This window comes from Terrabacter sp. 2TAF16, from assembly GCF_052115065.1.
GTDB lineage: Bacteria > Actinomycetota > Actinomycetes > Actinomycetales > Dermatophilaceae > Terrabacter.
This window is the reverse complement of the sequence record NZ_JBFRFZ010000003.1, coordinates 133,585-160,557: the sequence shown is the minus strand read 5'-3', so window position 1 is coordinate 160,557 and position 26,973 is coordinate 133,585. Positions and strand designations below refer to the sequence as shown.

Sequence of the window (26,973 nt, the reverse complement as noted above, 5' to 3'; positions counted from 1 at the left end):
CTGTCCCCCGTGATCCGCCGCCACCCCGTCAAGACGCTCGTCGTCCTGCTCCTGGTGATGGTGGCTGCGCTCACGCTCGCGTACGTCAAGCGCACCACCGTCCCCGTGCCGCCCACCTCGCAGCCGAAACCGGGCGAGTCGCTCGTCGTCGTGGGGCTCGGCGGCCTCTCGTGGGACGACGTCTCGGCCGAGGACACGCCCATCCTCTGGGGCCTGCTCCGTGACGGCTCGGCCGCGTCGGTGTCGGTCAAGAGCCTGCGGCTGACGACGTGCCCGACCGACGGCTGGGCCACCGTCTCGGCCGGCGAGGCGGCCGGGCCGGACACGACGGAGTCCCGCCCCCAGTGCACGCCGCTGCCGTCCGTCGCGGGTGACGCGACGACCGGCTACCGCGTCATCGGCTTCGACGCACTTGCGGCGGCGTCGCGCGAGGCGGAGTTCCGGGCACAGCTCGGCCTGCTCGGCGACAGCTTCGCGGCCGCCAAGACGTGCATCCAGGCCGTCGGCCCGGGCGCCGGCCTCGCCGCCGCGACGGGGGACGGCAAGGTCGCGAAGTACTCCCCCTTCCAGGCGACGACCCTCGTGTCCGACCTGGCGCAGTGCCCGGTCAGCATCGTCGACGTCGGCGGCATCAGCTCGACCGACCCCAACCCGACGCGGCACCTCGAGCAGATCAACGGCATCGAGCGCCGGATCGAGCTCGTCATGGACGCCATGCCCAACGGCGCCGACCTCGTGGTCGCCGGCCTGGCCGACCGTGACCAGCAGGAGCGTCTGCGGCTGCTCACGGCGAGCGGCCCGCACTACGCCCCGGGCCTGCTCGCGTCGGCCTCGACGCGCATGGTCGGGATCGCGCAGCTCTCGGACATCACGGCCACGATCCTCCAGCGCGGCGGTGTGGAGCCGCAGGCCGCCATCGGCGGCCGGGCGCTCAGCGTCGTGCCGTCGGCCAACAACAGCGAGTCGACGGCCGCGGCCAAGCTGACGGTGCTCACCGACATCGACACCAAGGCCGACGCGATGCACGACGTCGTCGCGCCGTTCCTGCTCATCTGGCTCGTGGGCACGGCCCTGGCGATGGGCGTGCTGTGGCTCGTGATGCGCCGGGCCCGACCGTGGAACCGCCGTTTCACGCGGGCGCGCGTCCTGCGCCTCGTGCGCCTCGTCGGCCTCGTCTCCGCGGCGATGCCCGCCGCGACCTTCCTGGCCAACCTCGTCCCGTGGTGGCGCTGGTCGACGAACACCGTCGTGCTCGTGGCGGTGCTCCTCGTCCTCGTCCTCGCGATCAGCTCCGTGCTGACCCTCGCGTGCCTCCAGGGCCCGTGGAGCAGCTCGGCCCTCGGCCCGCTGGCTGCGATGTCGGCCATCACGGCGGGCGTCATCGGCATCGACCTGCTGACGGGCTCACACCTGCAGATCTCGTCGATCTTCGGGCTCCAGCCGCTCGTCGGAGGCCGCTTCTACGGCATGGGCAACGTCGCCTTCGCGTTGTATGCCGCCGCCGTCCTGCTGCTGTGCGCCGCCATTGCGCACGCGCTCGTGAGGCGGGACTCCCCGCGGCTCGCCGTCTTCGCGGTCGTCGTCATCGGGGGCGTGGCGCTGGCCGTCGACGTGCTCCCCGCCTGGGGTGCCGACTTCGGTGGGCCGATCGCGCTCGTGCCGGCCCTCGGCTTCCTCCTCATGGGCGTCATGGGCTGGCGCACGTCGGTGCGCAACGTGTCGATCGTCCTGCTCGTCGCGGGCCTCGTCGTCGGGCTCGTCTGCTACCTCGACTGGCGCCGGCCGGAGTCCGAGCGCTCGCACCCGGGGCGCTTCCTCCAGACCGTCATCGACGGCGGTGCCTGGGACGTCATGTCGCGCAAGCTGTGGGCCAACGTCTCCCTCGCCGTGCACCTGCCGGTGCTGCTCCTCGTCGTCGTCGCACTCATGGTGGTCGTCGTCATGATCGTGCTGCGCCCCGGCATCCTCGGCACCGAGCCGCTCCGCCGCCTGCTCGAGGAGGCCCCGCTCATGCGACGCGGCCTGCTCTCGGTCATCGTCATGGCCGTCATCGGCTTCCTCACCAACGACTCGGGCGCCGCGATCCCACCCGTCGCGGCGATCTTCACCGTGCCGCTCGTCGTGTCGGCGGTCATGCACTTCCTGTCCATCGAGGCGCGGAACGCCCCCGTGCGCCGGCGCCGCGACCGCCACCACATCTGAGGGCAGCCTTCGTTCGAGGTATGCCGCCGCGTCCGACCGCGACCTATCACCTCGACCCGTGGCACGTCCCGCCCGATCGGGGTGCCGCCGCGCTCCACCGCGACGTATCACCTCAACCCGTGGGGCACCGGATGCGGGCGCCGGCCGTCAGCCGGGGCCGAGGCGGCGACGCAGCCGGCGGACGCCGAGGGCGAGCGCGACGTCGCGGTACTGACCGGCCCGGTGCACCTGCGCGCGCCAGTCGGTGCCGGTGACCCGGTGCTGGAGGTCGCACGGCACCTCGAGGATGGTCAGGCCGGCGTCGAGCACGTCGACGGTCATGCCCACCTCGACGCCCCACCCGCGGGCGAAGGGCGTGGCCGCGGCGATCGCCGCCGGCGAGAGGCAGCGCATGCCCGACAGCGGTTGCTTCGGCGCCCAGCCGGTGAGCTCCTCGATGCCGCGCCGGGCCAGGCCGACGACGAGGCCGTGCCCGCCCGCGCTGCCCTTCTGCTCGGGCAGGGTGGCGATCGTGAGGTCGGCCTCGCCGCGGGCGACCGGTCCGACGAGGGCACCGACGGCCTGGGCCGACGCCTCGAGGTCGGCGTCGACGAAGAGGACCGAGGTGCCGGCGTCGAGGCGCCCGACTCGGCGCAGCCCGGACACGCGGCCGAGGCCGCTCATCATCGCGTCGGCCTTGCCGTGGTTGCGCACGTGGCGCACGACCTCGGCCCCCTCGCGGGCGGCGATCACGGCGGTGCCGTCGGTCGACCCGTCATCGACGACGACGACCGCTGACACGCCGGGAATCGTGCGCACGCCCCGGATGGTCTCGGCGATCCGGGCCGACTCGTCCTTGGCCGGGATGACGACGGCGACGGACAGCGGTGGGGTCGTCATCGTCGCGCGTCTCCTCAGCGCAGGGTGACCTGGCGGTTGGTCAGCCCGGCCTTGGCGCCGCGCTCGGCCGCGGTGAGCGGCTCGGTCGAGGCGGCCGCGGCGTCGATCTTCGTCTTCATGGCCGCGACGGCGTCCTCGAAGTCGGCGGCGGCTGAACCGGGGTCGACCTCCCACACCGGGATGAGCAGTCCGCTCGAGCGGAAGCAGCCGAGCAGTCGGCCGTCCTCGCCGAGGTGGCTCTCGCCGGCGGCGTGGAGGCGGGCCAGGGCACCGGTCGCGGTGTCCTCGTCGAACGGCAGCACCCAACGCACGTAGGTGCGCTCGCCGATGCGGCACCAGAAGGCGGACGGTGCGGCGTCGAGCTTGACGGTCGGGATGGCCGACTCGTTGGCGCGGTCGAGCGACTCCTTGCCGTCGGCGTCGAGGTCGGCGTCGGCGACCCAGAAGTCGAAGCCCTCGTGCAGCTCCATCTCGAAGGTCGCCTCGGTGTCGAGGATGTCCTGCAGGCGCGGGGTGTCGGCCATCGAGACCGGCAGCGTCGTCACGGGCGAGCCGGCCTCGGCGACGGACGCGAGCGCGATCGCCTGGGCGATGTCGCGGCTCGTGTCGCCGCTCGCGTTGCCGGACTGGATGCCGACGAGCACCTCGCCGTTCTCGCGGTGCAGGCCCGGCCAGGCCAGGGGAAGCACGGTCGCGATCGTCACCTCGTCGGGCGCGTCCTCAGGCGCCTGGCCCTTCGCGAAGCGCACCGTGGCGGTCGCGGCCGGGACGATCTCGCGCATCGCGACCCAGTCGGTCTCGTTGGGCAGGCCCTCGAAGGGGCGCGCCACGAACGGGGCCGGAAGCGGACGTGCGGAACGGTCTGCGCGCTCGCTGCGCGGTCGACGTGATGCCTTACCCATGCGCGCCACCCTAGTGGCCGGGGCGGGGTCAGCCGAACGCGGTCGCGAGCGGGGCGAGGGCCAGCACGTCGTCGGGCCCGTCGAGCCCGACCGGTGCGACGAACGCGGTGGTGACCCCGAGGTCGGCGAGGCCCGCGAGACGGGTCGCGTGCTCCGCCGCCGTGCCGGCGTGGTGCCGCGCAGCGAAGGTCGCTGCGGCCGTGCGACCCCGGTGTCGCTCGACACGGCCCCAGACGTCGTCGCGGTCCCGGCCGACGAGCGGCAGGTCGAGCACCGTCGCGTGGACCGATGCCGGGTCCCGACCGGCCTGCCCCACGAGCGCGAGGTAGCGCACCACCTTGGCGAGACCGACCTCGTCGGAGGGCACGTTGCAGCCGTCGCCGAGCCGGGCCGCGATGCGCAGCGTCCGATCGCCGCCGCCGCCCACGATGACGGGGATCTCGCCGACCGGCCTGGGGTACGACGTCGTCTCGGGCAGCGAGACCCGCTGTCCGGCATACGGTTTGGTGCCGGGTGCCCAGAGGGCCTTCATCGTCTCGATCCCCAGTTCCAGCGCGTCGAGTCGCGCTCGCGCAGAAGGGAACCCGAGGCCGTATGCCGCGTGCTCGCGCTCCCACCAACCCGCACCGACACCGACGAACGCCCTCCCACCCGTCAGCGCGGACAGCGTCGCCACGGCCTTGGCCGTGATGCCCGGGGCCCTGAAGGTGACGGGCGTGACGAGGGTGCCGAGCTGGAGTCGGGTCGTCGAGGCGGCGAGGGCGCCGAGGGTCACCCACGGCTCCGGGATCGGGTCCCACGCGCGGCCGACCTGAGGGATCTGGATGAGGTGGTCCATGAGGGCGAGGCCGGCGAGCCCGGCCTCCTCGGCCGCGGCGGCCATGTCGCGCAGCCAGACGAGCAGGTCACCCTCGGCCGGGAAGCGCGAGAGCTGGAGCACGACCCCGTGCAGGCCCGGCGGTGCCCCGGCCGAGGCTGGAGGACGGGCAGGCCCGAGCGCGGGCCCGTCGGTGGACGACTGGTCCACGGCGACCCGCACGACCTGCCAGCCCTCGGCATCGAGCACGTCGACCGTGGCTGCGACCGACGCGAGCTGGCTCGTGAGGACGCGGGCCGGGACCGGGCGGTCGCGGGCCGCGTTGCGCGCACGGCATACGCCCGCAGGGGTGTCGAGGACGACCGCGACGGCCGGGAGTCCCACGGCCCGAGCGGCGTCCCGCCACGCGCGGCGCCGGGTGGCATCGGTGCCGAGCGTGTCGACGACGGTCGTCAGTCGGCGACCGAGGCGGGCGGCGACGACCTGCTCGAGCAGCGCGAAGGCATCGGTCGAGGCGTCGAGGTCGTGCTCACCGCTGCCGACGACGGCGCGCAGCGCGTCGGACGAGACGACCTCGGCGTCGCGGTAGCGCGAGGCCGCCCACGTCGACTTGCCCGAGCCGGAGGCGCCGACGAGGACGACGAGCGCCGGGTCGGGAAGGGACACGACGCGGGTTGCCCGAGGCTCAGTGCGAACGGCGGCGCGAGGGACCGCCGAGCGAGGCCCAGACGGTGCGGCCGTGGGGCTCCTCGATGACCCCCCACTCGTGGGCGAGGGAGCGGACGATGCGCAGACCGCGGCCGCCCGGGGCCCACATCGTCGGGGGCGCGGGGCGGGGCGCGGTCGGACCGCCGCCGTCGGAGACCTCGACCTCGACGACGTTGTTCTTGACCTTCCAGTGGATGCGGATCGCACCGTCGGAGAGGGGTTTTGCGTGGCGGATGGCGTTGGCGACGAGCTCGCTGACGACGATCTCGGCCTCGTCGATGACCTGCGGCGAGACCTCACGGGCCAGGAGGTCCTCGACGAGCTCCTTGCGGATCCGAGGAGCCGCGGACGGCGCCCACTGGATGCGGACGGTGCGCTTCTCGCCCAGCGGAACGGCCGGGACGTTGCTCATGGATCTCCTCGCGATCGCGTTGGCTCGTCGGGCGTCCACATCGGTGTGGGACGCCGAGCCGCTCCCCTGTGTGCTCGCCACGTCAAGTCCTCCTCACGGGCGATTCGCATGCCCCCGTCGTTGAACGCTAACGAAACCTGCGCCGTACCTCAATGAAGTGCGAGTTTTTCCCGTGGCGCTGACCTGCCGATTCGTCCGTATCCAGACATCTAGCGAATGTCGTAGAGGGCTGGATACGGCGGAAGCCGCGGACTCGCACCGGGGGGCTCTCGCACCCGCCCCGCCCTTACCCACTCGCGGAGGTCTTGGACAGGTGCTTGCATCACGAACAGTCGCGATATATCGTCGACCTATCGCGACTGTTCGTGAGTCGCGTTCGTAGAAGGAGAACCACCATGCACGGACACCACCACCACCGACGCGAGTCCGGCTGGGACGGCAACTGGGGCGGCGGCTGGGGAGGCCAGGGCAACGGCCCCGGCTTCGGACCCGGTCGTGGCCCCTGGGGCGGTCCCGGAGGACCCGGCCCCGGCGGCCGTGGCCGCCCCGGCCCGCCCCCATGGGTCGCCGACCTCGTCCGCCACTTCGGCGGACCCGGCTTCGGCCCTGAGTTCGGCGGACGCCGCGGACCCCGCGCCCGACGCGGCGACGTACGCGCCGCCATCCTCGACGTCCTCGCGGGCGACGAGATGAACGGCTACCAGCTCATCCAGCAGATCTCCGAGCGCACGAACGGTGCGTGGAAGCCGAGCCCCGGCTCGGTCTACCCGACCGTCCAACAGCTCGAGGACGAAGGCCTCGTCGAGGGCCGCGACGTCGAGGGCCGGCGACTGCTGCGCCTCACCGACGCGGGTCGCGCCTACGTCGAGGAGAACGCCGAGGAGATGGCCGCCACCTGGCGGCCCTTCGAGGAGTCGACCGAGGAGGAGGCGCCCCGCCCCTCCGGCGGTGCCAACGACCTCATGCCACTCGTCGGCCAGGTCATGGGCGGGATGTGGCAGGTCGTCACGACCGGCACCTCCCAACAGCGCGCGGAGGCGGCGGAGATCCTCACGGAGACCCGACGCAAGCTCTACCGCCTGCTCGCCGACGGCGACCCGGAGTAGGCCGGACAACCACCGGCCCCACCTGTACCCCGCGCGCGCTCAGTCGCGCTCGGGGTGCAGCACGAAGAAGCCGAGGTCGCGCCCACCGGCACGTTCCTCGTAGGCCGTGTAGCCGCGGTAGTACTCGAGCGCCGCCTCGCGCACGCGCTCCTTGTCGGGCCCCTGGACCTGCTCGGCCCTGACCCGGTGCACGACGCCGTCGACCTCGAGCGAGGCCTGCGGGTGCGCGCGGAGGTTGAAGTACCACGCCGGCGGCGTCGCCGAGCCGTAGCGGGAGGCGATGACGCCCCACCCGTCCTCGAGCGGCGCCAGCATGAGCGGCACGGTGCGGGGCTGCCCGGACCGTGCACCCGTCGTCGTCAGCATCCCGACGGGGACGGCGGCGAGCCACTGGCTCGGCAGGGTCCGGCCGGGCGCGAGCCGGTGGGCCAGCAGGTCGAGCCGGTGGAGCGCGCGCTTCGAGACCCACGCACCCGGCCGGGAGGCGACGACGGACCGCAGGGCGCGCTGGACCGGGTTGGCGTCGTCGACCGGGCGCAGCTGCATGTGTGCAGCGTAGGACCGTCGGGTGGCGTTGCGGGGTCGTCCGGCAGGATGGTCAGGTGCCCACGCCCGCCGCTCCCTCCGGCCTCCTCGTCGCCGGGACGTCGTCCGACGCCGGCAAGTCCGTCATCGTCGCGGGACTGTGCCGCGCGCTCGTGCGCCGTGGCGTGCGGGTCGCCCCGTTCAAGGCGCAGAACATGTCGAACAACTCGATGGTCTGCCTCGACGGCGGCGAGATCGGCCGGGCGCAGTGGCTCCAGGCCGTCGCCGCCCGCGTCGAGCCGACCACGGCGATGAACCCCGTGCTGCTCAAGCCGGGCACCGACCGCCGGTCGTTCATCGTCGTGCGGGGCGAACCGGCCGGGACGCTCGAGGCGGGCCAGTATGCCGCCGGGCGCGCTCACCTGGCCGACGCCGCGTTCGCGGCCTACCGCGAGCTCGCGGACGCGTACGAGCTCGTCGTGTGCGAGGGCGCCGGCTCCCCCGCCGAGATCAACCTCCGCTCGGGCGACTACGTCAACATGGGACTGGCCCGCGAGTTCGGCCTGCCGGTCCTCGTCGTCGGTGACATCGACCGCGGCGGCATCCTCGCCTCGCTCTACGGCACGTGGGCGCTCCTCGACGAGGACGACCGGGCACTGCTCAAGTCCTTCGTCATCAACAAGTTCCGCGGCGACGTGTCGGTGCTCGAGCCGGGGCTGGACGCCATCACGGACCGCACCGGCGTGCCGTTCCACGGCGTCATCCCGTGGCTGCTCGACGTGTGGCTCGACAGCGAGGACACCCTCGAGGTGGGTCACTGGCGGGCCTCGACCGCCCTGTCCGCGACCTCTCGCGACCGGCTCAAGGTGGCGGTCCTCAGGCTCCCCCGCATCTCGAACGCCACCGACGTCGACGCCCTCGCCGCCGAGCCCGGCGTCGACGTCCTCGTGACGATCGACCCGGCCGTCGCCGAGGCCGCGGACCTGCTCCTCCTGCCCGGGTCCCGTTCGACGGCAAGCGATCTCGAGTGGCTGCGCGAACGGGGACTCGCCGAGGTCGTCGACCGCCGCGTCGCGGCCGGACGTCCGGTGCTCGGCGTGTGCGGCGGCTACCAGATGCTCGGGCACGAGATCGAGGACGACGTCGAGGGCCGCGTCGGAGTCGTGCCCGGCCTCGGGCACCTGCCCGTGCGGGTCGAGTTCGGCGAGTCGAAGGTGCTCGCGCGGCCCGAGGGGTCGTGGGGCCAGCACGCCGTGGACACCGCCTACGAGATCCACCACGGCATCGCGCGACGGCTGACCGACGGTCACCCTGCGGCCGTGGAATCGCCTGCAGCGCAAGGCTTCCTCGACGGCTGGAGCGTCGGCCAGGTGTGGGGCACGATGTGGCACGGCGCCTTCGAGAGCGACGACTTCCGTCGAGCCTGGCTCGCACAGGTCGCCCTCGCGGCGGGGTCGCAGTGGCGGCCGCACGCCGACGCCCCGGGCTTCGCGGCGCGGCGCGAGCGGATGCTCGACACCCTCGCCGACGCCCTCGAGGCGCACGTCGACATCGACGCACTCCTCTCCTTCACCCGGGTGGGAGCCACGCCATGATCGAGCGCATCCGTGTCATCGGGATCGGCATGGGCGACCCGGGCCACGTGACCGGCGAGGCGGCCCGCGCCCTGGCCACCGTCGACGTCTACCTCGTCGCCGACAAGGGCGAGGCGAAATCCGACCTCGTCGCCGCCCGGCAGGCCGTGTGCGACGCCCTCATCCCCGCCGAGCACGCCTACCGCGTCGTGGAGGTCACCGACCCGCGACGGGGGCCGGACGCCGAACGCGACGAGACGGCATACGACCGCGGGGTGCGCGACTGGCACGCGGCCCGCGTGGACGCGTACGCCGACGTCATCGACGGGCTCGACGACGGCGAGACCACCGTCGGCTTCCTCGTGTGGGGCGACCCGGCCTTCTACGACTCGACGATCCGGGTCGTCGACGCGCTCGTCGAGCGCTACGCCGCAACGGGTTTCACCGTCGAGCACGACGTCATTGCCGGGATCAGCGCGCCGCAGCTGCTCGCCGCGCGGCACCGCATCCCGCTCAACCGGATCGGCGCGCCGATCCACATCACGACCGGTCGGCGGCTCCTTGACGAGTACGACCCCTCGCTCGGTGACGTCGTCGTCATGCTCGACGGGCACCTCGCGTGCGCCGAGCTCGCCGGCGCGTTCCCCGACCTCCAGCTCTGGTGGGGCGCCTACCTCGGCACGCCCGACGAGCTGCTCGTGCACGGACGTCTCGCCGACGTCGTCAGCGAGGTGCGGCGCCTGCGCGCCGAGGCGCGCGAGCGCCACGGCTGGGTCATGGACACCTACCTGCTCCGGCCGCAGGCGGACGCGCCGACCGGCCCCCGCCCGAGCCCCTTCCCGCAGACGGAACCGCTGACCGACGGAGTCGTCACGCTGCGGCCGATGACCGCTACCGACTGGGAGACGGTGCGGGACGAGCACAACAACGAGGAGTCGCTGCGCTGGGACTTCGCGGGTCAGCGGCTGACCGACGACGAGGCGCACCGCCGGGCGGCCTCGGCCACGCTCGAGTGGCGCCGCGGGCGGGCGGCGCGATTCGTCGTCGTCGACGCCGCCTCCGGTGAGAGTGCGGGCGTCATCGGCGTCCTGCGGATGGGACCGCCCGGCACCGGGCTCATCGGCTACGGCGTGCTCCCGGCCTTCCGGGGGCGCGGCGTCACGACCCGGGCCCTGCGACTCGTGTCGCGGTGGGCGCTCGAGGAGACAGGACTCGCCCGGCTCGAGCTCGGCCACAAGGTGGGCAACGAGGCCTCGGGCCGGGTGGCCGCCAAGGCGGGCTTCCGGGCCGAGGGCCGGCTCAGCGGCCGTCTGCCCAACCCGGACGGCACCCGCTCCGACGAGATCTACTACTCCCTGACCCGCGAGGCCCTGAGTCCAGAGACCCCGGCCTGAACCCTCAGACCCGGGCGAGGAAGTCGAGGACGCGCTGCTGCACGAGCGCTGCGGCCTCGGGGTCGTAGGCCGTCGTGCTCGCATCGGCGAAGAGGTGCCCACACCCGGCATACGTGAAGAGCTCCCCGTCCTCGGCGGCGGCGACGACGGCGCGAGCCGCGTCGACGTCACCCTCGTCCATGAAGAACTCGTCGGCCTCGCCGCCGTGGATCTGCACGGGGACGCCCGCGGGCCAGTCGGGGGCGAACTCGCCGAGCGGGATGGCCGAGTCGAGCAGGACGGCGCCGCGGGCGCCCGGTCGGGTCTGGGCGAGCCGCTGCGCCGCCATGACGCCGAGCGAGAAACCGGCATAGACGAGGTCGTCGGGGAGACCGTCGGCCGCGGCGACCCCCTGCTCCTGGAGGGTGCCGAAGCCGATCGAGCGGGCCTTGGCCATCCCCTCGTCCAGGGTGGCGAAGCTCTCCCCGCCGTAGAGGTCCGGCGTGTGGACGGTGTGGCCCGCGGCGCGCAGGGCGTCGGCGAAGGCGAGGAAGCCCTGGGTCTGGCCCTGGGCGTGGTGGAGGAGGAGGACGTCGGCCATGCTTGCTCCTGTGCTCGATGGTTTCCCTGCTGTTGATCCAACAATCTAGACTGATCCAACAATGTCGATCAATAGCCCGCAGCTTCCCGACTACGAGCTCCCCGACGCGGTGGAGCTGACGACGCCTGCCCAGCTGCGGGCCATCGCCGACCCGCTCCGCTCGTCCCTCCTCGACCTCGTGCTCGAGCGGGCGGCCACCGTGGCCGAGCTGGCCGCCGCCGTCGGCCGGCCCAGGAGCACCGTCGCCCACCACGTCGGCGTGCTCGTCGACGCCGGCATGCTGCGGGTCGTCCGGACCCGCCGGGTGCGCGCCATCGACGAGCGCTTCTACGGCCGCACCGGCCGAACCATCACCATCGGCGTCTCCCGCCACCCCGGGGACCCGACGGTCCCCGTGTGCGTCAACGGGCTCTCGGTCGCCGCGGCCGAGTCGGTCCCGGCCCACGAGGACGACACGCTCTACTCGACGCTCCGGCACGTCCGGATTCCCAGGGAGAGCGCGTCGGAGTTCTGGCGCCGCGTCGAGGGGCTCGTGCGCGAGTTCACCGCCCTGCCGCGCTCGGGCGACACCGTCTACGGCCTCGCCGTCGGCCTCTACCCCACCGACCAGCCCGTCCTACCCGAGGCCGAGCCCGCCGACGAGCAGGCACCATGAACGCCGACCCAGCCCCCCTTCGCGTCAGCGCCGTCTCGCTCGACTGCGCCGACCACGCCGCGCTCGCGACCTTCTACGCGGAGCTCTTCGACGGCACGGTGCTCTGGTCGCACGACCACGCGTCGGCTGTCGACGTGGGCGGCCTGGTCCTCGTGGCGCAGGGGGTCGAGGACCATCGCGAGCCGACGTGGCCCGACCACTCGATCGTGCACCTCGACGTCACGGTCGACGCCGACGACCTCGACGCCCAGACCGAGCGCGCCCGCGGACTGGGCGCGCGCCTCGCGGACCCGCAGCCCGACGCCCGCTGGCGCGTGCTGCTCGATCCGGCCGGCCATCCCTTCTGCCTGACGCCCTTCGCTCCCTGACAAAACGTCCAGATGCGGCCACGTCCCGACATACGCTCTGGATGTCAGGACCCTGACGAGGCTGAGGAGGAGCTCGATCATGAACCAAGGACCTTCGGCTCCTCCCGGCTGGTACCCGGCCGGTGAGGGCGAGCGCTACTGGGACGGGCGCGCGTGGACAGCGCACACCCGGCCCCCGATGGCCCCACCGGCGGCCGCGACCGACGCCCACGGGCTGCCGCACCGTGTGGCGGACACGCCCTGGGGACAGGCCGGCTGGCCGCCGCCGACGCCCTCCCCCGGCCCTCCCGGGATGGTCGGCACCCCGGTCTACTACGCCCAGGTGGCACCGAAGAGCCCGGCGCTCTCCGTGCTCGCGTCGTTCTTCCTGCCCGGCCTCGGCAGCATGATCAACGGCGACGTGGCCAAGGGCGTCGGGATCCTCATCGGCTACCTTCTCAGCTGCGTGCTCGTCATCGTCCTCATCGGGATCGTCGGCGTCTTCGGCTTCTGGGTGTGGGGCATGGTCGACGCGGCTGCGGGCGCGAGGCGCTGGAACGCACGCCACGGGATCCTCAGCTAGTTCCGGTCGATCCGGTCTCGGAGCGAAGGGATCGGAGGAGACTCGGGGGATGGCGCGACGAAATCTCAAGTGCCTCATCCTCGGCCACCGCTACACGCGCATGAAGCTGAGGGGTCGCACGATCCTGACCTGCAAGCGGTGCGGCGACGTCGACGTCGTCGAGCACGACATGCGCGGCCTCCAGTTCTGAGCCGCCGGCGCCGCCCCGCCAGGGCTTCAGCCCACCGCCTCAACCCAAGCGAAGGGCACGGTGAGCACGCCCTCCTCCAGACGCACCTTGTAGTTGCTCCGGCCTCTGCGCAGGATCGGTCCGACGAGACCACCGTACGGGCCGGGTGCCGTCACGCGGACGACCTGCCCCGGCGGGAGGCTTCCCGGTGCCTGATGCGGGACATCGGCCAGAAGTGCGGTGAGCTCGGCGACGTAGTTCGGGTGCATGGTCCCCGCCTGCCCGTGGAAGGTCGACTCGAACACACGAACACGCGGCGGCCCCGAGCAGCGGCCACACCAGCCGACGCGGGTCGGCCGTCGATGACGAGTCAGCGTATGGCCCGCTGGGCACGTGGCACGCCAGGCACCTTCGACGGTGGGCGCTTCTGCGGACGAGCACCGTTGGCCGGAGCAGCCGAGCTCGCGCGCCTTCGCACGGTCGAACACCAGGATCCAGTCATCCAAGCTGTGCTGTTCCATGAGTTCACGTCCCATGGCACGTGCCGACCTCACGTCCTTCCGCGCTCCCAGCGTGTCGCCACTACGTCGTGCTGCACCGGTCGGGAAGCCAGCGCTTTGAAGTCCCGACCGAACCGTAGATGGTTCGGCCGACAGAGCGGTGGGGGCCTTCACTGGTGATCATGCGGGTGATCGCGCGGCTGTTGTCGCCCACTCACACCACCTGCGCGGTGAGGCGCACGATCTCGCTCGGGACGAGGACCGACCGGACCTCGTGGCACATGGCGTCAGTCCTCGAGGTCGCCCTCGACGTCGAGGTAGACCTGCTGGAGGTCCGCCATCAGCTGGGGGTCCGGCTCCTCCCAGAGGCCGCGGTCGACGGCCTCGTGGAGCCGCTCGATCATGCCGTGTAGCGCCCACGGGTTGGCGTGCTGGAGGAAGTCGCGGTTCTCCTTGTCGAGCACGTAGGTCTGGGCGAGCTGCTCGTACATCCAGTCCGTCACGACCCCGGCCGTCGCGTCGAAGCCGTAGAGGTAGTCGACGGTCGCCGCGAGCTCGAAGGCGCCCTTGTAGCCGTGCCGCCGCATCGCCGCGATCCAGCGCGGGTTGACGACGCGCGCCCGGAAGACGCGCGCCGTCTCCTCCGTGAGGCTGCGCGTGCGCACCGCGTCCGGCGTCGTGGAGTCGCCGACGTACGCCTTGGGCTCGCGACCGGTGAGCGCGCGGACCGTCGCGACCATGCCGCCGTGGTACTGGAAGTAGTCGTCGCTGTCGGCGATGTCGTGCTCGCGCGTGTCGATGTTCTTGGCGGCGACGTCCATCCGCGCGTAGGTGCGCTCCATGTCGGCCCGAGCAGGTATGCCGTCCAGCTCGCGCCCGTACGCGAAGCCGCCCCACGTCGCGTAGACCTCCGCGAGGTCGCCGTCCGAGCGCCAGTTGCCCGACTCGATGAGCGGGAGGATGCCGGCGCCGTAGGAGCCGGGCTTGCTGCCGAAGATCCGGGTCGTGGCGCGGCGGGCGTCACCGTGCTCGGCGAGGTCGCCGGCGACGTGGGCCCGGAGGTAGTTGTCGTCGGGGGACTCGTCGAGGTCGGCCACGAGCTGCACGGCGTCGTCGAGCATGGCGATGACGTGCGGGAAGGCGTCGCGGAAGAAGCCGGAGATGCGGACCGTGACGTCGATGCGCGGCCGGCCGAGCTCGGCGAGCGGGGTGGCGTCGAGCCCGACGACCCGGCGCGACATCTCGTCCCAGCGGGGGCGCACGCCGAGGAGCGCCAGCACCTCGGCGATGTCGTCGCCCGACGTGCGCATCGCCGACGTGCCCCACACCGAGAGACCGACCGACCGGGGCCACTCGCCGGTGTCGGCCCGGTGCCGGGCGAGCAGGTCGTCGGCGAGGCGCTGCCCGGTCTCCCAGGCGAGTCGGCTCGGGATCGCCTTCGGGTCGACGGAGTAGAAGTTGCGGCCGGTCGGCAGCACGTTGACGAGGCCGCGCAGAGGCGACCCCGACGGCCCGGCCGGGACGTAGCCGCCGTCGAGCGCATGGAGCACCGCGTCGATCTCGCCCGTCGTCGCCCGCAACCGCGGGACGACCTCGCGGCACGCGAAGGCCAGCGAACGGCATACGCCATCGGTGTCGACCTGCGGGTCGGCGCCCAGCCGGTCGCGCACGATGCCGGGCACTGCGGCCTCGTCCCAGTCGGCCTCGGCGAGAGCGACGACGAGTGCGCTCGCCTGCTCCTCGGCGTCGTCGACGGACGAGCGCTCGGAGTGCCCCTCACTCACCCCGAGCGCCGTCCGAAGTCCCGGCACGGCGCCCACGGCACCGGCGAAGACCTGGTTGGCCCGCAGGATCGCGAGCACGAGGTTGGCGAGGCCCTCCCCCGTGGGGGCCTCGCCAAGAACATGGAGTCCGTCCCTGATCTGGACGTCCTTGACCTCGCAGAGCCAGCCGTCGACGTGCATGACGAACTCGTCGAAGGCATCGTCGTCGGGCCGGTCCTCGAGTCCCAGGTCGTGGTGCATCTGAGCGGACTGGATGAGCGTCCAGATCTCGGCGCGCAGGGCCGGCGCCTTGGCCGGGTCCATGACGGAGACGTTGCCGTACTCGTCGAGCAGCTGCTCGAGTCGGGCGATGTCGCCGTAGGACTCGGCGCGGGCCATCGGGGGCACGAGGTGGTCGACGATCGTCGCGTGGGCGCGGCGCTTGGCCTGGCTGCCCTCTCCGGGGTCGTTGACGAGGAAGGGGTAGACGAGCGGGATCGAGCCGATCGTCGCGTCGGGCCCGCACGCCGCGGAGAGCGCGAGGTTCTTGCCGGGCAGCCACTCGAGGTTGCCGTGCTTGCCCATGTGGACGACGGCGTGGGCGCCGAACTCCCTTGCGAGCCAGTCGTAGACGGCGAGGTAGTGGTGCGTCGGCGGGAGGTCTGGGTCGTGGTAGATCGCGATGGGGTTCTCGCCGAAGCCGCGCGACGGCTGGACGAGGACGACGACGTTGCCGGCCCGGATGCTCGCCGCGACGAGCTCGCCCTCGGGGTCCGCGTGGCGGTCGACGAAGACCTGGCCGGGCGCGTCGCCCCAGTGCCTCGTGACGGCGTCGCGCAGCCCCGACGGGAGGGCGTCGAAGTGCTCGCGGTAGCGGGCAGCCGGGATCCGCACCGGCTGGCCGCTCAGCTGCTCCTGCGTCAGCCAGTCCTCGTCCTGGCCACCGGCCTCGATGAGGGCGTGGATGAGCGCGTTGCCCGCGGTCGTGTCGGGCGACTCGCCGTCGACCGGCTCGAGCGGCCCGGTGCCGGGGATCTCGCCCGGCTCGCCGAGGTCGTAGCCGGCGTCGCGCATCGCCCGCAGCAGCCGGATGATCGAGACCGGCGTGTCGAGACCGACGGCGTTGCCGATGCGCGAGTGCTTGGACGGGTAGGCCGACAGGACGACCGCGACCCGCCGCTCGGCCGGCGAGGTGTGGCGCAGGCGGGCGTGGTTGACGGCGAGCGTGGCGAGACGCGCGCAGCGCTCGGGGTCGGGCACGTAGTGCGGCAGGCCGTCGGCGTCGGTCTCCTTGAAGGAGAAGACCCCTCCGATGATGCGGCCGTCGAACTCGGGCACGGCGACCTGCGTCGCGACGTCGAGCGGGCTCATCCCGTCGTCGCTCGCGTCCCACTGGTCGCGGCTCCACGTCAGGCAGAGGCCCTGGATGATCGGGACGTCGAGGGCGGCCAGTGCCTGCACGTCCCACGCCTCGTCGTCCTCGCCGGCGCTCGCCGTGCCCGGCTTCGTGCCGCCCGCTGCGAGCACCGTCGTCACGAGGACGTCGTATGCCGTCAGGTGCTCGAGAAGGTCGGCGGGGGCGTCGCGCAGCGACGAGACGTGGACCGGCACACCGACACCGCCGGCCGCGTCGACGGCGTCGGCGAGGGCGTGGACGTAGGAGGTGTTCTCGGCGGCGAACTGAGCGCGGTAGAAGAGGATCCCGACTCGAGGACGGGGGTGGCCGCCGGCCGCAGGCTGGGGCTCCGGGCGGTCGAGGACGCCCCACGTCGGCAGGGTGACGGGTGGCTCGAAACCCTCCCCCGTCATGAGGAGTGTGTCGCCGAGGAAGGCGTGCAGCTCCCGGAGGTTGGCCGCGCCGCCCTCGGCGAGGTAGCGGTGCGCCCCGGCGACGACGCCGGGCGCGACCGTCGAGAGCTCCATGAGGGCGGCGTGCGGGGTCTGCTCGCCGCCGAGCACGACCATCGGCGTGTCCGTGCTCCGGATCCGGCGGAACCCCTCGCAGAGGTCCTGGGGACCGCCGAGGATGCGGGCCACGACGATGTCGGCAGCCTCGATGGCCTCGGCCATGGACGTGTGACCGGGACGCGAAGGGTTGGCGACCAGGTAGTCGGCACCGCTCCCGCGGGCACACAGCAGGTCGGTGTCAGACGTCGAGAGCAGCGCGATGCGCGTCACTGGAACTCCTCGGCGGGGTGTCCACGCCCCGCGGTCGAAAGGAAAGAGAAGCGCTGCCGGCAGTTCCTGACTCACCGCCTCCCTCACGGGTGGCGACTCACAGTGGCGGGACCGTCCCGGATTCTCACCGGGTTCCTGGATCGACGACGCTGGCCCCACCATAGCCCGTGGGCGACGCGCATTTCCCTGCGGACCGCATCGCGCCCCGGCTACGGTGCGACGGTGAGCGCTCACGGCGATCCACGAGTCACCGCAGTGGAGGAGAACCTCATCGCCCAGTTCCGGCTCCTGGCCGGCACCGAGCACGTCGAGGCCCTCCCGGACGACGATGTCGTCGCGTTCACCCGCGATCTCGCGTTCCCGCTCTTCAACGCGATCTGCGGAGCACGGTTCGCTGCGGGTTCAGAGGCGCGGCGCACCGCCGAGCTCGTCGACGGTTACGTGGCCCGAGGGCTGCCCTTCCTGTGGTGGGCGACCCCGTCGACGATGACGCCCGAGACGGACGCCGTGCTGCGCGACCGGGGCATCGACCCGCGCCCCGAGCCGGGCATGCACGTCCGGCTCGCCGGACCGGTCGACACACGCCTGCGGGCGGGTGTCGACATCTCGCTCAGCCCGGTGACCGAGGAGCTCGTGGCCGTGATGGCCTCCGGTTTCGGCTTCCCCGACTTCGTCGTCGAACCGCTGCGACTGGCCCTGGCCGACTTCGGCCCGGACGTCCTCTTCCACGTCGTCGCACGGGTCGATGGGGAGGCCGTGAGCACCGGGTCGGTCTTCGTCACCGGGCGGACGGCGGGGGTCTACAACATCGCCACGGTCGAGTCGGCCAGGCGACAAGGCCTGGGGTATGCCGTCACCGCCACCCTGATGAACCTCGCGCAACGCCGCGGATGCACCGAAGCAGTCCTCATGGCGTCCGAGATGGGTCGGCCCACGTACGAGCGACTCGGCTTCGTCGAGGTGTGCCAGACCCCCCAGTACATGTGGGTGCCGAGCCCCTGACATCGGACCGGTGCCCGGGACGGCCGTCTTGACCTCGCCGGGCTCGGGCCTAGCATGTGCCGCGTGACCGCCCCGTCGAGCCGAGAGCGCCGGGCAGGCGATGCCTGTCCCGGTGTCAGCCGACCCTTCGTCGCGGTCGACGGCTCGATCGTGCGGCTCCGTCCTGCCGGCCAGCCGGTGCGCATCGAGGCCCTGTCCGCTCTCATGGATGTCATTGCCGGACAGCCGGATCCGGCGATCCAACTGACGTCTCGTGGCGCCCTGCAGCTGCGCGGGCTCCCCGACCCGCTGACGCCGCGGATCCGTGATGCGATCCGGGCGACGGGACTCGTCCCCTCGGCGACCCACGAGCTCGTCCGCAACATCGTCGCCTCGCCGCTCTCCGGCCTCGACGGCACCGGGCACTGTGACCTGCGTCCCGTGACCCGCGCGCTCGACGCCGCGCTCCGCACCGATCCCGACCTCTCCCGCCTCGGCGGCCGCTTCCTCCTCGTCCTCGACGACGGGCGTGGCGACGTCGTGGGCGAGTCCTTCGACCTCGGCCTGTTCGCGACCGGTCCCGGTCGCTGCGTCGTGCTGGCTGGTGGCATCGACCGCGGCTGGGACGTGCCACTGGTGGCCGTCGTGCCTCGGCTCATCGCCCTCGCCCGTGAGTTCGTGCAAGCGGCCGGCGGCGACGAATCCGTCTGGCACGTCAGCGAGCTCGGGGTGCCGCTCGGACCCGAGCCGACGGCCGAGATCGACCTGCCACGTCGGCTTGAGCGTCCGCTCGGCTCCGTCGGCGACCACGCTGTCGTGGCCGTGCCGCTCGGCCTGCTCCGACGCGACCACGTTGCCGCGCTCGCCGGGGTCACGGACCGCGTGCTCGTGACGCCGTGGCGCTCGCTCGTCATCGAGAACGCCGCCGCAGCACTGTCCGAGCTCGAGGCAGCGGGCCTGGTGACCCACGCCGGCTCACCCTGGACCCGGCTGCACGCCTGCACCGGCCTCCCGGGCTGCGCGCGGTCCGCTCTCGACACCCGAGCCCTGGCCCGCGACCTCGCCCCGGTCCTGTCGGGAGGCCACCTCCCCGTGCACGTCAGCGGGTGCGAGCGTCGGTGCGGAACGCCCGCGACGGCATACGTCGACGTGCTGGCCCCAGGGTCCACCGAGGAAGCCTTGTCCACCATCGCCGAGCAGGAGTCCTCATGGACGTGACCGCCGAGACACGGGAGGCGCCGACGCGCCGCTACGACTACGTCACGGACGGGGCGGAGATCTATCGCCGGTCGTTCGCGACGATCCGGACGGAGGCCCGGCTCGACCACCTTCCCGAGGACGCCCGAGTCGTGGCCGTCCGCATGGTGCACGCGAGCGGCGACGTCGACCTCACCGAGCACATCGCCGTGCACCCCCGGCTCGTCACGGCCGCGCGGAACGCGTTGCGGTCCGGTGCGCCCATCCTCACCGATGCGCACATGATCGCCTCCGGCATCACCCGGGCCCGGCTGCCCCGCGACAACGAGGTCGTCTGCACGCTGCGCGACGAGCGGGTTCCGGCTCTCGCCCAGGCCTGGGGCACGACGCGATCCGCGGCCGCCGTCTCGCTCTGGGGCGACCGGGTCGACGGCGCCGTGGTCGCCATCGGCAACGCGCCCACGGCGCTCTTCCACCTCCTCGAGACCATCGCCGACGGGGGCCCGCGGCCGGCCGCCATCATCGGCATCCCCGTCGGCTTCATCGGCTCCGCGGAGTCGAAGGTCGCCCTGGCCGACAACCCTTTCGACATCCCGTGGCTCGTCGTGCACGGTCGGCGCGGTGGCTCAGCCCTCGCGGCCGCTGGCGTGAACGCCCTGGCCCGCGAGGAGGAGCTGTGACCGGCTGGCTCCGCGGCGTCGGCGTCGGGCCAGGTGACCCCGAGCTCGTCACGGTCAAGGCCGCGCGGCTCATCGGTGAGGCCGACGTCGTCGCCTTCCACAGCGGGCCGCGGGGCGACTCGATCGCCCGACGCATCGCCGCCTCCTACTTCCGTGAGGGAGTCGTCGAGGAGCTGCTCGTCTACCCTGTCACCACCGGCGCGACGGACCACCCCCTCGGCTACCACGGCCGCATGGCCGACTTCTACGACGAATCGGCCGATCGCCTTGCCGCACATCTGGACTCGGGCCGCAACGTCGTCGTCATCGCCGAGGGGGACCCGCTCTTCTACGGCACCTACATGTACCTCCACGACCGTCTCGCCGACCGCTACGACACCGCGGTCGTCCCGGGTGTCACGTCGGTCAGCGGGTCGGCGGCCGCCGTCGCCACCGGCCTCTGCCGGCACGAGGACGTGCTGACGATCCTGCCCGGGACGCTGCCGGTGCCGGAGCTCGCGCGCCGGCTCGCCGACACCGAGGCTGCCGTCGTGATGAAGCTCGGCCGCACCTTCGAGAACGTCCGCGAGGCCCTGCGCCAGGCCGGACGGCTCGACGAGGCGCGCTACGTCGAGCGGGCCAGCTCCGATGCCGAACGGGTGCTCCCCGCCGCCGAGGTCGACGCCTCGACCGTGCCGTACATGTCGATGGTCGTCGTCCCCGGTCGCGACCTGCGGGCCGACGCGGCGGGGCGTGCGGCATCCTCAGGCACCAGCGATCCGGCTGTCCCGCAAGAAGGCCCGGTGGACGACGTCCAGGGCGAGGTCGTCGTCATCGGCCTCGGCCCCGGACCCGACCGCTGGCTCACCCCGGAGGCGTCGGTCGCGCTCGCCGAGGTCGGTCACGTCGTCGGCTACGCGCCCTACGTCAACCGGGTCCCGCAGCGCGAGGGCGTCACCCGTCACGCCTCCGGCAACACGGTCGAGGTGGACCGCGCCCGGGACGCCCTCGAGCTGGCCCGCAAGGGCGAGCGGGTCGCGGTCGTCTCCGGTGGCGACGCCGGAGTCTTCGGCATGGCGTCGGCGGTCTTCGAGGCGGCCGAGACGCACGGCTACACCGACGTGCCCGTGCGCGTGCTACCCGGAGTCACTGCGGCCCAGGCCGTGGCGGCTCGCGCCGGCGCACCGCTGGGCGGCGACTTCGCCATCATGTCGCTCTCCGACCGGCTCAAGCCGTGGCACGTCATCGAGAGGCGCCTGCGAGCCGCCGCGTCGGCCGACCTCGTCGTCGCTCTCTACAACCCCGCCTCACGCAGCCGGACCGAGCAGGTGGCCCGCGCCCGCGAGGTCCTCCTCGAGGAACGCGACCCAGCCACCGTCGTCGTCGTGGGTCGCGACGTCGGGCGAGCCGAGGAGTCCCTCACGGTGACGACGCTCGCCGACCTCGACGCGGCGACGATCGACATGAAGTGCCTCGTCATCGTCTGCGCGTCCGGCACCCGCGTCACCGGCGTCGGCCAGGTCTGGACGCCCCGCTACGTCCACTGACGCTCGCGGGCGACCACTCTGACCAGGGCCCGAGACGCGTGCGAACACTCTGTCGGCTCCCCTAGTCGAAGAGTCGCAGGAGCAGGTGTCGATTCTGCGGTGCCCAGATCAGCTCGCGGAACTGGTCCACGGGTCCGACCGGCCATCTCTGCGCAATGCTCACGACCGCTGGGTCCTGGATCAGAGGCAGGAGCAGGTCCGGGATGCCGGCCCACGCGACCTTGAAGGGTCGGTCCCACATCTGCACGACCTCCGTCGTGACCGGAGCCGTCAGACCGAGCGCGTTGTGCATCGCGGTCAGACGCTCGTACGCCGTCATGAGGGCCGCTTCGCGGTCCGGCCACGTTGCCGCGCGGCCTACGTTCCACAGGACCGGAGTCAGCTCTGGGCCACACGCCAGACGTGAGAAGGCCGTCCCGAACCACTTCGAGTACGGCGCGTACTGCCGTTCCATCAGGAACGCGAGCCGCATCAGGTCGCCGACGAGGCGCGACCCGATCAGCGAGGAGCCCAGCTCGTCGCCCGCAGCTCCCGCTCTGCCCACCAGGTTCATCTCCGGGTGGACGCGCCACCACCCGGCGATCAACAGGTAGAGCCAGACGTCATGGGGGTAGTAGGCCAGACGGTCGCGGGCCGTCTCCAGGTCCACCTCGTCGTGGAAGACGACGCCCGAGGTGAACGCACGTAACCCGTGCTCCGGCAGGGTCAGCCAGTCGCGCGGCTCGATGTCGTGGTCGATGTCCAGCTCCAGCTGTTGCCGGAGATAGCCGCGCACGGTGTGGACCGCATGGCCGGTCGGACGACCGGCGAAGGTCGCCGGCAGGTCGCGCTGCAGCGCCGCTCGCACCTCGGCACCGAGGCGCCGCTCGTCCTCCTCGGCAAGGAAGATCAGAGCACGCGGCTTCCAGTCGTGGTCCGTCGACATCTCATCATCGAAGCCGAGCACCTCCGACCCGCGGCCGAGCAGCGCAGCAGAGTGCGGCACACCGGGAAAGGTGGCGCTCAAGACGGGCTGCACGGCCTCGTCGTGGAACCGCCGGCTCAGCTCCGCCCCGGGAACGAACATCGACACGCCCCCACCTCCTCCGTGGACAGTGTTGACCCGACGGCTTGGTCGACCACGCCGCCATCTCTGCTCCGTGGACAACGGTCCGCAGCTCTGGTCGCCGGTCATGCCGTCGCGGATCGGAGCTCGGTCTGCTTGGGCTCGGGTTGACCGGCGAGGTAGGCCTCGACCTGCTGAGGAATGTCCATCTCGGTCACGATGCTAGCGACCGCAGGCCGTCGCAGACCACGTCGACCGGACCGACATCGGTGCCATCCTGTGGGCATGGAGCTGGAGTTCAGCGCCGAGGTCTGGGAGTGGCGAGGTCCGTCGCCCTACTACTTCGTCACCGTGCCCGAGGACGAGTCGCAGGCGCTCCACGACGTCGCCCACGTCAGCTACGGCTGGGGCATGATCCCGGTCACCGCCCGCATCGGGCGCACCCGGTGGACGACGTCGTTGTGGCCCAAGGACGGCGGCTACGTCGTCCCCCTCAAGGTCGCCGTCCGTCGCGCCGAAGACGTCGAGGAGGGCGACACCGTCGAGGTGGGGCTGGACGTCCGCGCCGACTCCTGACGCGGCGCCTCAGACCGCCGACCACGTCAGCGACAGCCCGCTCGGGGCGAACACCTGCTGCGCGAGCGGCGCCGGCACGTCCGCGACACCCGGGCCGCCGAGCGCGACCCAGCCGGTGACCGCGTCGACCGTCTCGTCGTCGAGCACGGCGCGCACCCACACGGGCCGACCGCCGGCCAGGCGACCGGCCACCGACGGCGTCACGACGACGACGTTCGACTCGTCGCAGGCGAGCAGGCACGCGCTCCGCAGCACACGGGCGCTCCCCCGGGTGCCGACCTCGAGACGGGCCAGGAGCCCGTCGTGGTCGACCCCGGGGTGCTTGCGTTCCGTGCCGCAACAGCAGTCACGGCACACGCGGACGATGCACGTGCGCGCGGAATCGTTGTCAGCAGAGGCGTTCTCGTATGCCGTCACGCCGTCACGGGCTCGAAAGCCCGCTTGGGCGCTGCGAGCCGTTCGAGGAGCAGGCCGAAGACGAGACCCAGCGTGAGCCACATCGTGGCGAGCTGTGCCAGGGACGCGAGCCGGAAGTCCCAGAGCAGCGTCGCCGGCACGTCGGCTGGCACTGCATCGGGCGAGCCCGGCACGAGCACCAGCACGAGCACGACGAGCACCACGGTCGCGACGACGTCGATGGCCCACCGCGTGGACGGCACCGTCCCCCGCGCCGCGAGGCGCTGGTCGAGCACCGGCACGAGCAGGGCGATCGCGACCCCGAGGAGGAGGACGACGGCGTACACCATCGTGCGCTGCCCGACTGTCTCCGGATCGCCGACTGCCGGCGGGTTCGACGGGATCTTCAGTGCCGGAAGGAGACTCACGGCTGCGAAGCCGATGGTGGCGAGCACCATCGAGCGGCCGAAGTCGCCCCGACCGGGGAGCCGCTCACGCATCCTGGCGAAGACGACGGCGAAGACGACCCCGACGGCGACCCCGACGAGGACCGCCGTGAGGGCGCCACCGACGACCTGGGCGGCCCGCGACACGAGCGGCTCGTCGCCACCGTGGGTGGGCAGACCGGCGCGTGCCGACTGGCCGCCGTGCATCGAGCGCATGTCCTCGATGGCGAGGGCCCGACGGATGACCGGCTCGACGACGAGCCAGATCACGACGGCGGCCGCGAGACCTGCGGACACGCCGGCAAGGACCCCGCGCCGCAGCACGGAGCCGAAGCTCAGGCCCACCTCAGTGGCAGGGGACGCCGAGGGCGTGACGCGCGTCGTGCGTCAGCTCGTGGAGCATCTGCGCAGCGGGAGCGCTGAGCAGGGCGCCGTTCTCCTGCGAGACGAAGTAGAGCGCGAAGACGGCGAACGCCAGCAGGACCCACGCCCAGACGGGGACGCGGACGCTGGTGGACGGGGAGACGGCAGACGCCGATGCAGCAGTGGTCATGGCAGATTGACCCTTTCGTTCCATGCCTCGTGGACAGATCGCGCCGCAGCCGGTCTCCTGGCTTCCAGATCGTCACGCCTCCCCAGCCTTCCCAGCGACCCGGCGTCAACCTGAGGTCACCAGTGGCGAATGGTGGGGACTTGCTCCCTGGTCACAGTGGCGAGGACCACGTCGGAATCACACCGACTTCCCGTGCACTGCGGCACTCGCATCCTGACACAGCCCGTCCGGACACGCCACGGGGACCCTAGGCGCCCGGCGTGTTTCGGGTGATCCGCGTGCCGTAGAGGTGCGACTCGACGAAGTCGTCGGCGTCGCGCGCGGCGAGCGTGCGTCCGACGAGGATGACCGCGGCCTGACGCAGACCGGCGGCCTCGACCTGGTCGGCGATGTCGGCCAGGGTCCCGCGCAGCACGAGCTGGTCGGGCTGCTCGGCGTTGGCGACGACGACCACGGGGCAGTCGTCGCCGTAGTCGCCGACGAGCGACGCCATGAGCTCGCGGGTGCGGCGGATCGCGAGGTGCAGCACCAGCGTGGCCCGGGACCGCGCGAAGTGGGCGAGCGACTCCGTCTCGGGCATCTGCGTCGAGTCGCGGTGGGCCCGGGTCAGCACCACGGACTGCGCGACCTCGGGGACCGTCAGCTCGCGGCCGATGAGGGCAGCAGCAGCGGCATACGCGGGAACGCCGGGCGTCACGTCCCACGGCACTCCCGCGCGGTCGAGCCGCCGGGTCTGCTCGGCGACGGCGGAGTAGAGCGACGGGTCCCCGGAGCACAGCCGCGCCACGTCGTGACCGGCCGCGTGGGCGCGGACGCAGTGCTCGGTGATGGCGTCGAGGTCGAGGTGCTGGGTGTCCACGACCTCGGCTCCCTCGGGGCAATGCGCGAGCACCTCCGACCCGATGTAGGTGCCGGCATAGAGACACACCTGCGCCTCCCCGAGGAGCCGCACCGCGCGGAGCGTCAGCAGTTCGGCGGCACCAGGGCCGGCACCGATGAAGTGGACCGTCATGCGTCAGTCTCCGAATCCGTCTGTGTCACAGGTTTTTCCGCCGACCACTGCACGATCGACCGTGCAGGCTTCCAGCCGTGGAGCGACCCGATGGTGCCGAGGTCCTCGACGGCGATCCGGCTCATCGACCCGCCGAGCCTGGCCCGGACCTCGTGGAGCAGCACCTCGGTCTCGACCGTGACGCCGTGGACGACGAGCCGTCCCCCCGGCACGAGTGCGGCCCAGCACGCGTCGAGCAGCGGGCCGGTGGCTCCGCCCCCCACGAAGACGGCGTCCGGACGGGGCAGCCCCGCGACCGCGTCGATCGACGCCGCCTCGACGACCCGCACCCCGGGCACCCCGAGCGCACGGGCGTTGCGCCGCACCCGCTCAGCCCGCTCCGGGTCACGCTCGACCGAGTGGACCTCGTTGCGCGGGTGCTGCCGTGCGAACTCGATGCCGACCGACCCGGCGCCGGCGCCGAGGTCCCACATGACGTCGCCGGGCTGCGGGGCGAGGTGGGCCAGCGCGGCCGCCCGCACGACGCGCTTCGTCAGCTGCCCGTCGTGGTCGTATGCCGTCTCGTCGAGTCCCGGCACGAGTGACCTCGCGCTCCGCGCGGGACGGGGCTCGCACTCGACGCAGACGAGGCTCAGCCGAGGGGCGGGACGGCCGTCCCACGATGCGGCAACCCCGTCGATGCGCGACTCCGCCGGTGAGCCGAGGTCACCGAGCACCGTGAGCCGGCTGCCGGCATACCCCTCCTCGACGAGCAGGGAGGCGATGCGCGCGGGGGCGTCGTCACCCGACGTCAGCACGAGGAGCCGGGCCCGCGGCGCCAGGTCACGTCGCAGCCGGTCGACATCTCGGCCCACGAGGGTGACGACGTCGGAATCCTCTGCAGCCCAATGCATCCGCGCTCGGGCGAGCGCTACCGACGAGACAGCCGGGTGGATGCGTACCGCGGCGGCACCGAGCTCGCGCACAAGGGTCGACCCGATGCCCGAGACGAGCGGGTCCCCGCTCGCGAGCACGACGACCCGACCCGCACCGGCGTCGTCGAGCACGCGCCGCAGGCCCGGGAGCAAGGGCGACGGCCACGGCACGAGGCGCCGGCCAGGACGGACCCCGAGCATCGCGAGATGACGCTCACCGCCGACGACGACCTCGGCCTCGCCGACGAGCCGGCGGCCGTCGGGGCCGAGGGACTCCAGCCCGGATGCACCCACGCCGACCACCTCGATCACAGCGGCGACCCTAGCGCGACGATCCGGAGGCATTCGTTATG

At 72.6% G+C, this 26,973-nt stretch carries 27 protein-coding genes and 2 riboswitches; of the genes, 13 read left to right on the top strand and 14 right to left on the bottom strand.

Features of this window, described 5'->3' with window-relative positions; all coding sequences use genetic code 11:
• The first annotated feature begins 9 nt into the window (after positions 1–9).
• A complete protein-coding gene (locus AB4Z14_RS04605) occupies positions 10–2,202 on the top strand; it encodes a hypothetical protein (protein ID WP_442274164.1) in 2,193 nt (730 codons plus the stop codon).
• A gap of 147 nt (positions 2,203–2,349) precedes the next feature.
• Here the strand turns inward: AB4Z14_RS04605 and AB4Z14_RS04600 are convergent, their stop codons facing one another.
• Genes AB4Z14_RS04600 through AB4Z14_RS04585 form a run of 4 tightly spaced genes read right to left on the bottom strand, consistent with a single transcriptional unit; the run spans position 2,350 to position 5,920 of the window.
• Positions 2,350–3,081: a glycosyltransferase family 2 protein gene (locus AB4Z14_RS04600; protein WP_442274163.1), complete on the bottom strand. Its 732-nt coding sequence runs from the start codon at positions 3,079–3,081 to the stop codon at positions 2,350–2,352.
• Positions 3,082–3,095: 14 nt separating this feature from the next.
• The gene (locus tag AB4Z14_RS04595) at positions 3,096–3,983 is read right to left on the bottom strand and encodes a DUF5926 family protein (RefSeq protein WP_442274162.1); all 888 of its coding nucleotides are present in this window, start codon (positions 3,981–3,983) and stop codon (positions 3,096–3,098) included.
• Positions 3,984–4,011: 28 nt separating this feature from the next.
• On the bottom strand, positions 4,012–5,466 hold the full coding sequence (locus AB4Z14_RS04590; RefSeq protein WP_442274161.1) for an LLM class flavin-dependent oxidoreductase: 1,455 nt from the start codon (positions 5,464–5,466) through the stop codon (positions 4,012–4,014).
• Positions 5,467–5,485: 19 nt separating this feature from the next.
• Complete coding sequence (locus tag AB4Z14_RS04585; protein WP_056774825.1) at positions 5,486–5,920, bottom strand: ATP-binding protein; 435 nt, start codon at positions 5,918–5,920, stop codon at positions 5,486–5,488.
• Positions 5,921–6,315: 395 nt separating this feature from the next.
• On the opposite strand from AB4Z14_RS04585, the gene AB4Z14_RS04580 reads away from it, so the two are divergent.
• The gene (locus tag AB4Z14_RS04580; RefSeq protein WP_442274160.1) at positions 6,316–7,026 is read left to right on the top strand and encodes a PadR family transcriptional regulator; all 711 of its coding nucleotides are present in this window, start codon (positions 6,316–6,318) and stop codon (positions 7,024–7,026) included.
• Positions 7,027–7,065: 39 nt separating this feature from the next.
• Here the strand turns inward: AB4Z14_RS04580 and AB4Z14_RS04575 are convergent, their stop codons facing one another.
• Positions 7,066–7,572 carry a nitroreductase family deazaflavin-dependent oxidoreductase gene (locus AB4Z14_RS04575; protein WP_442274159.1) on the bottom strand — a complete coding sequence of 169 codons (507 nt, stop codon included), beginning with the start codon at positions 7,570–7,572 and terminating at the stop codon, positions 7,066–7,068.
• A 56-nt stretch (positions 7,573–7,628) separates the two neighbouring features.
• On the opposite strand from AB4Z14_RS04575, the gene AB4Z14_RS04570 reads away from it, so the two are divergent.
• Positions 7,629–9,146 (top strand): cobyric acid synthase, encoded by a 1,518-nt coding sequence (locus AB4Z14_RS04570; protein ID WP_442274158.1) that lies wholly within the window; start codon positions 7,629–7,631, stop codon positions 9,144–9,146.
• On the top strand, positions 9,143–10,519 hold the full coding sequence (gene cobF / locus AB4Z14_RS04565) for a precorrin-6A synthase (deacetylating) (protein WP_442274157.1): 1,377 nt from the start codon (positions 9,143–9,145) through the stop codon (positions 10,517–10,519). The genes AB4Z14_RS04570 and cobF overlap by 4 nt, the downstream gene beginning before the upstream one ends.
• A 4-nt stretch (positions 10,520–10,523) precedes the next feature.
• Here the strand turns inward: cobF and AB4Z14_RS04560 are convergent, their stop codons facing one another.
• Positions 10,524–11,099 carry a dienelactone hydrolase family protein gene (locus tag AB4Z14_RS04560; protein WP_442274156.1) on the bottom strand — a complete coding sequence of 192 codons (576 nt, stop codon included), beginning with the start codon at positions 11,097–11,099 and terminating at the stop codon, positions 10,524–10,526.
• Positions 11,100–11,160: 61 nt separating this feature from the next.
• Here AB4Z14_RS04560 and AB4Z14_RS04555 point away from each other — a divergent pair, with 61 nt between their 5' ends.
• From AB4Z14_RS04555 to AB4Z14_RS04540, 4 genes are all read left to right on the top strand, one after another.
• Positions 11,161–11,754: a helix-turn-helix domain-containing protein gene (locus AB4Z14_RS04555; RefSeq protein WP_442274155.1), complete on the top strand. Its 594-nt coding sequence runs from the start codon at positions 11,161–11,163 to the stop codon at positions 11,752–11,754.
• Entirely contained in the window at positions 11,751–12,122 is a 372-nt protein-coding gene (locus AB4Z14_RS04550) for a VOC family protein (protein ID WP_442274154.1), read from the top strand. Before AB4Z14_RS04555 ends, AB4Z14_RS04550 begins: the two co-directional genes overlap by 4 nt.
• A gap of 79 nt (positions 12,123–12,201) precedes the next feature.
• Complete coding sequence (locus AB4Z14_RS04545) at positions 12,202–12,684, top strand: DUF2510 domain-containing protein (protein ID WP_442274153.1); 483 nt, start codon at positions 12,202–12,204, stop codon at positions 12,682–12,684.
• A 49-nt stretch (positions 12,685–12,733) separates the two neighbouring features.
• Positions 12,734–12,874, top strand: a complete 141-nt coding sequence (locus AB4Z14_RS04540) for a hypothetical protein (protein ID WP_156415514.1) — start codon at positions 12,734–12,736, stop codon at positions 12,872–12,874.
• Positions 12,875–12,900: 26 nt separating this feature from the next.
• Here AB4Z14_RS04540 and AB4Z14_RS04535 read toward each other — a convergent pair whose 3' ends face one another.
• Together AB4Z14_RS04535 and cobN are read right to left on the bottom strand one after the other, a co-directional pair.
• Positions 12,901–13,374, bottom strand: coding sequence for a hypothetical protein (locus AB4Z14_RS04535; RefSeq protein WP_442274152.1), 474 nt, complete (start codon positions 13,372–13,374; stop codon positions 12,901–12,903).
• A gap of 266 nt (positions 13,375–13,640) precedes the next feature.
• Positions 13,641–17,294, bottom strand: a complete 3,654-nt coding sequence (gene cobN / locus AB4Z14_RS04530; protein WP_442274151.1) for a cobaltochelatase subunit CobN — start codon at positions 17,292–17,294, stop codon at positions 13,641–13,643.
• Between the two features lie 43 nt (positions 17,295–17,337).
• Positions 17,338–17,480: riboswitch (cobalamin riboswitch) on the bottom strand.
• Between the two features lie 36 nt (positions 17,481–17,516).
• Between cobN and AB4Z14_RS04525 the strand changes: the two genes are divergently transcribed.
• The 4 genes from AB4Z14_RS04525 to AB4Z14_RS04510 are packed head-to-tail and all read left to right on the top strand — an operon-like array spanning position 17,517 to position 21,678.
• Positions 17,517–18,296, top strand: a complete 780-nt coding sequence (locus tag AB4Z14_RS04525; protein ID WP_442274150.1) for a GNAT family N-acetyltransferase — start codon at positions 17,517–17,519, stop codon at positions 18,294–18,296.
• A gap of 54 nt (positions 18,297–18,350) precedes the next feature.
• On the top strand, positions 18,351–19,493 hold the full coding sequence (locus AB4Z14_RS04520; protein ID WP_442274149.1) for a precorrin-3B synthase: 1,143 nt from the start codon (positions 18,351–18,353) through the stop codon (positions 19,491–19,493).
• Positions 19,484–20,152, top strand: a complete 669-nt coding sequence (locus AB4Z14_RS04515; protein ID WP_442274148.1) for a precorrin-8X methylmutase — start codon at positions 19,484–19,486, stop codon at positions 20,150–20,152. Before AB4Z14_RS04520 ends, AB4Z14_RS04515 begins: the two co-directional genes overlap by 10 nt.
• Positions 20,149–21,678, top strand: coding sequence for a precorrin-2 C(20)-methyltransferase (locus AB4Z14_RS04510; protein ID WP_442274147.1), 1,530 nt, complete (start codon positions 20,149–20,151; stop codon positions 21,676–21,678). The genes AB4Z14_RS04515 and AB4Z14_RS04510 overlap by 4 nt, the downstream gene beginning before the upstream one ends.
• 61 nt (positions 21,679–21,739) lie before the next feature.
• Here AB4Z14_RS04510 and AB4Z14_RS04505 read toward each other — a convergent pair whose 3' ends face one another.
• Positions 21,740–22,744: a DUF4037 domain-containing protein gene (locus tag AB4Z14_RS04505; protein WP_442274331.1), complete on the bottom strand. Its 1,005-nt coding sequence runs from the start codon at positions 22,742–22,744 to the stop codon at positions 21,740–21,742.
• A 264-nt stretch (positions 22,745–23,008) separates the two neighbouring features.
• On the opposite strand from AB4Z14_RS04505, the gene AB4Z14_RS04500 reads away from it, so the two are divergent.
• Positions 23,009–23,299, top strand: a complete 291-nt coding sequence (locus tag AB4Z14_RS04500; protein WP_442274146.1) for a DUF1905 domain-containing protein — start codon at positions 23,009–23,011, stop codon at positions 23,297–23,299.
• Positions 23,300–23,308: 9 nt separating this feature from the next.
• On the opposite strand, the gene AB4Z14_RS04495 is transcribed toward AB4Z14_RS04500, so the two are convergent.
• From AB4Z14_RS04495 to cbiE, 5 genes are all read right to left on the bottom strand, one after another.
• Positions 23,309–23,716, bottom strand: a complete 408-nt coding sequence (locus AB4Z14_RS04495) for a hypothetical protein (protein ID WP_442274145.1) — start codon at positions 23,714–23,716, stop codon at positions 23,309–23,311.
• Positions 23,713–24,486 carry a CbtA family protein gene (locus tag AB4Z14_RS04490; protein ID WP_442274144.1) on the bottom strand — a complete coding sequence of 258 codons (774 nt, stop codon included), beginning with the start codon at positions 24,484–24,486 and terminating at the stop codon, positions 23,713–23,715. The genes AB4Z14_RS04495 and AB4Z14_RS04490 overlap by 4 nt, the downstream gene beginning before the upstream one ends.
• A gap of 1 nt (position 24,487) precedes the next feature.
• Positions 24,488–24,694: a CbtB domain-containing protein gene (locus AB4Z14_RS04485; protein WP_442274143.1), complete on the bottom strand. Its 207-nt coding sequence runs from the start codon at positions 24,692–24,694 to the stop codon at positions 24,488–24,490.
• A 30-nt stretch (positions 24,695–24,724) separates the two neighbouring features.
• Positions 24,725–24,911, bottom strand: a riboswitch (cobalamin riboswitch).
• Between the two features lie 30 nt (positions 24,912–24,941).
• On the bottom strand, positions 24,942–25,706 hold the full coding sequence (locus AB4Z14_RS04480; protein WP_442274142.1) for a cobalt-precorrin-4/precorrin-4 C(11)-methyltransferase: 765 nt from the start codon (positions 25,704–25,706) through the stop codon (positions 24,942–24,944).
• Positions 25,703–26,932, bottom strand: coding sequence for a precorrin-6y C5,15-methyltransferase (decarboxylating) subunit CbiE (gene cbiE / locus AB4Z14_RS04475; protein WP_442274141.1), 1,230 nt, complete (start codon positions 26,930–26,932; stop codon positions 25,703–25,705). Before cbiE ends, AB4Z14_RS04480 begins: the two co-directional genes overlap by 4 nt.
• Positions 26,933–26,973: the final 41 nt, after the last annotated feature.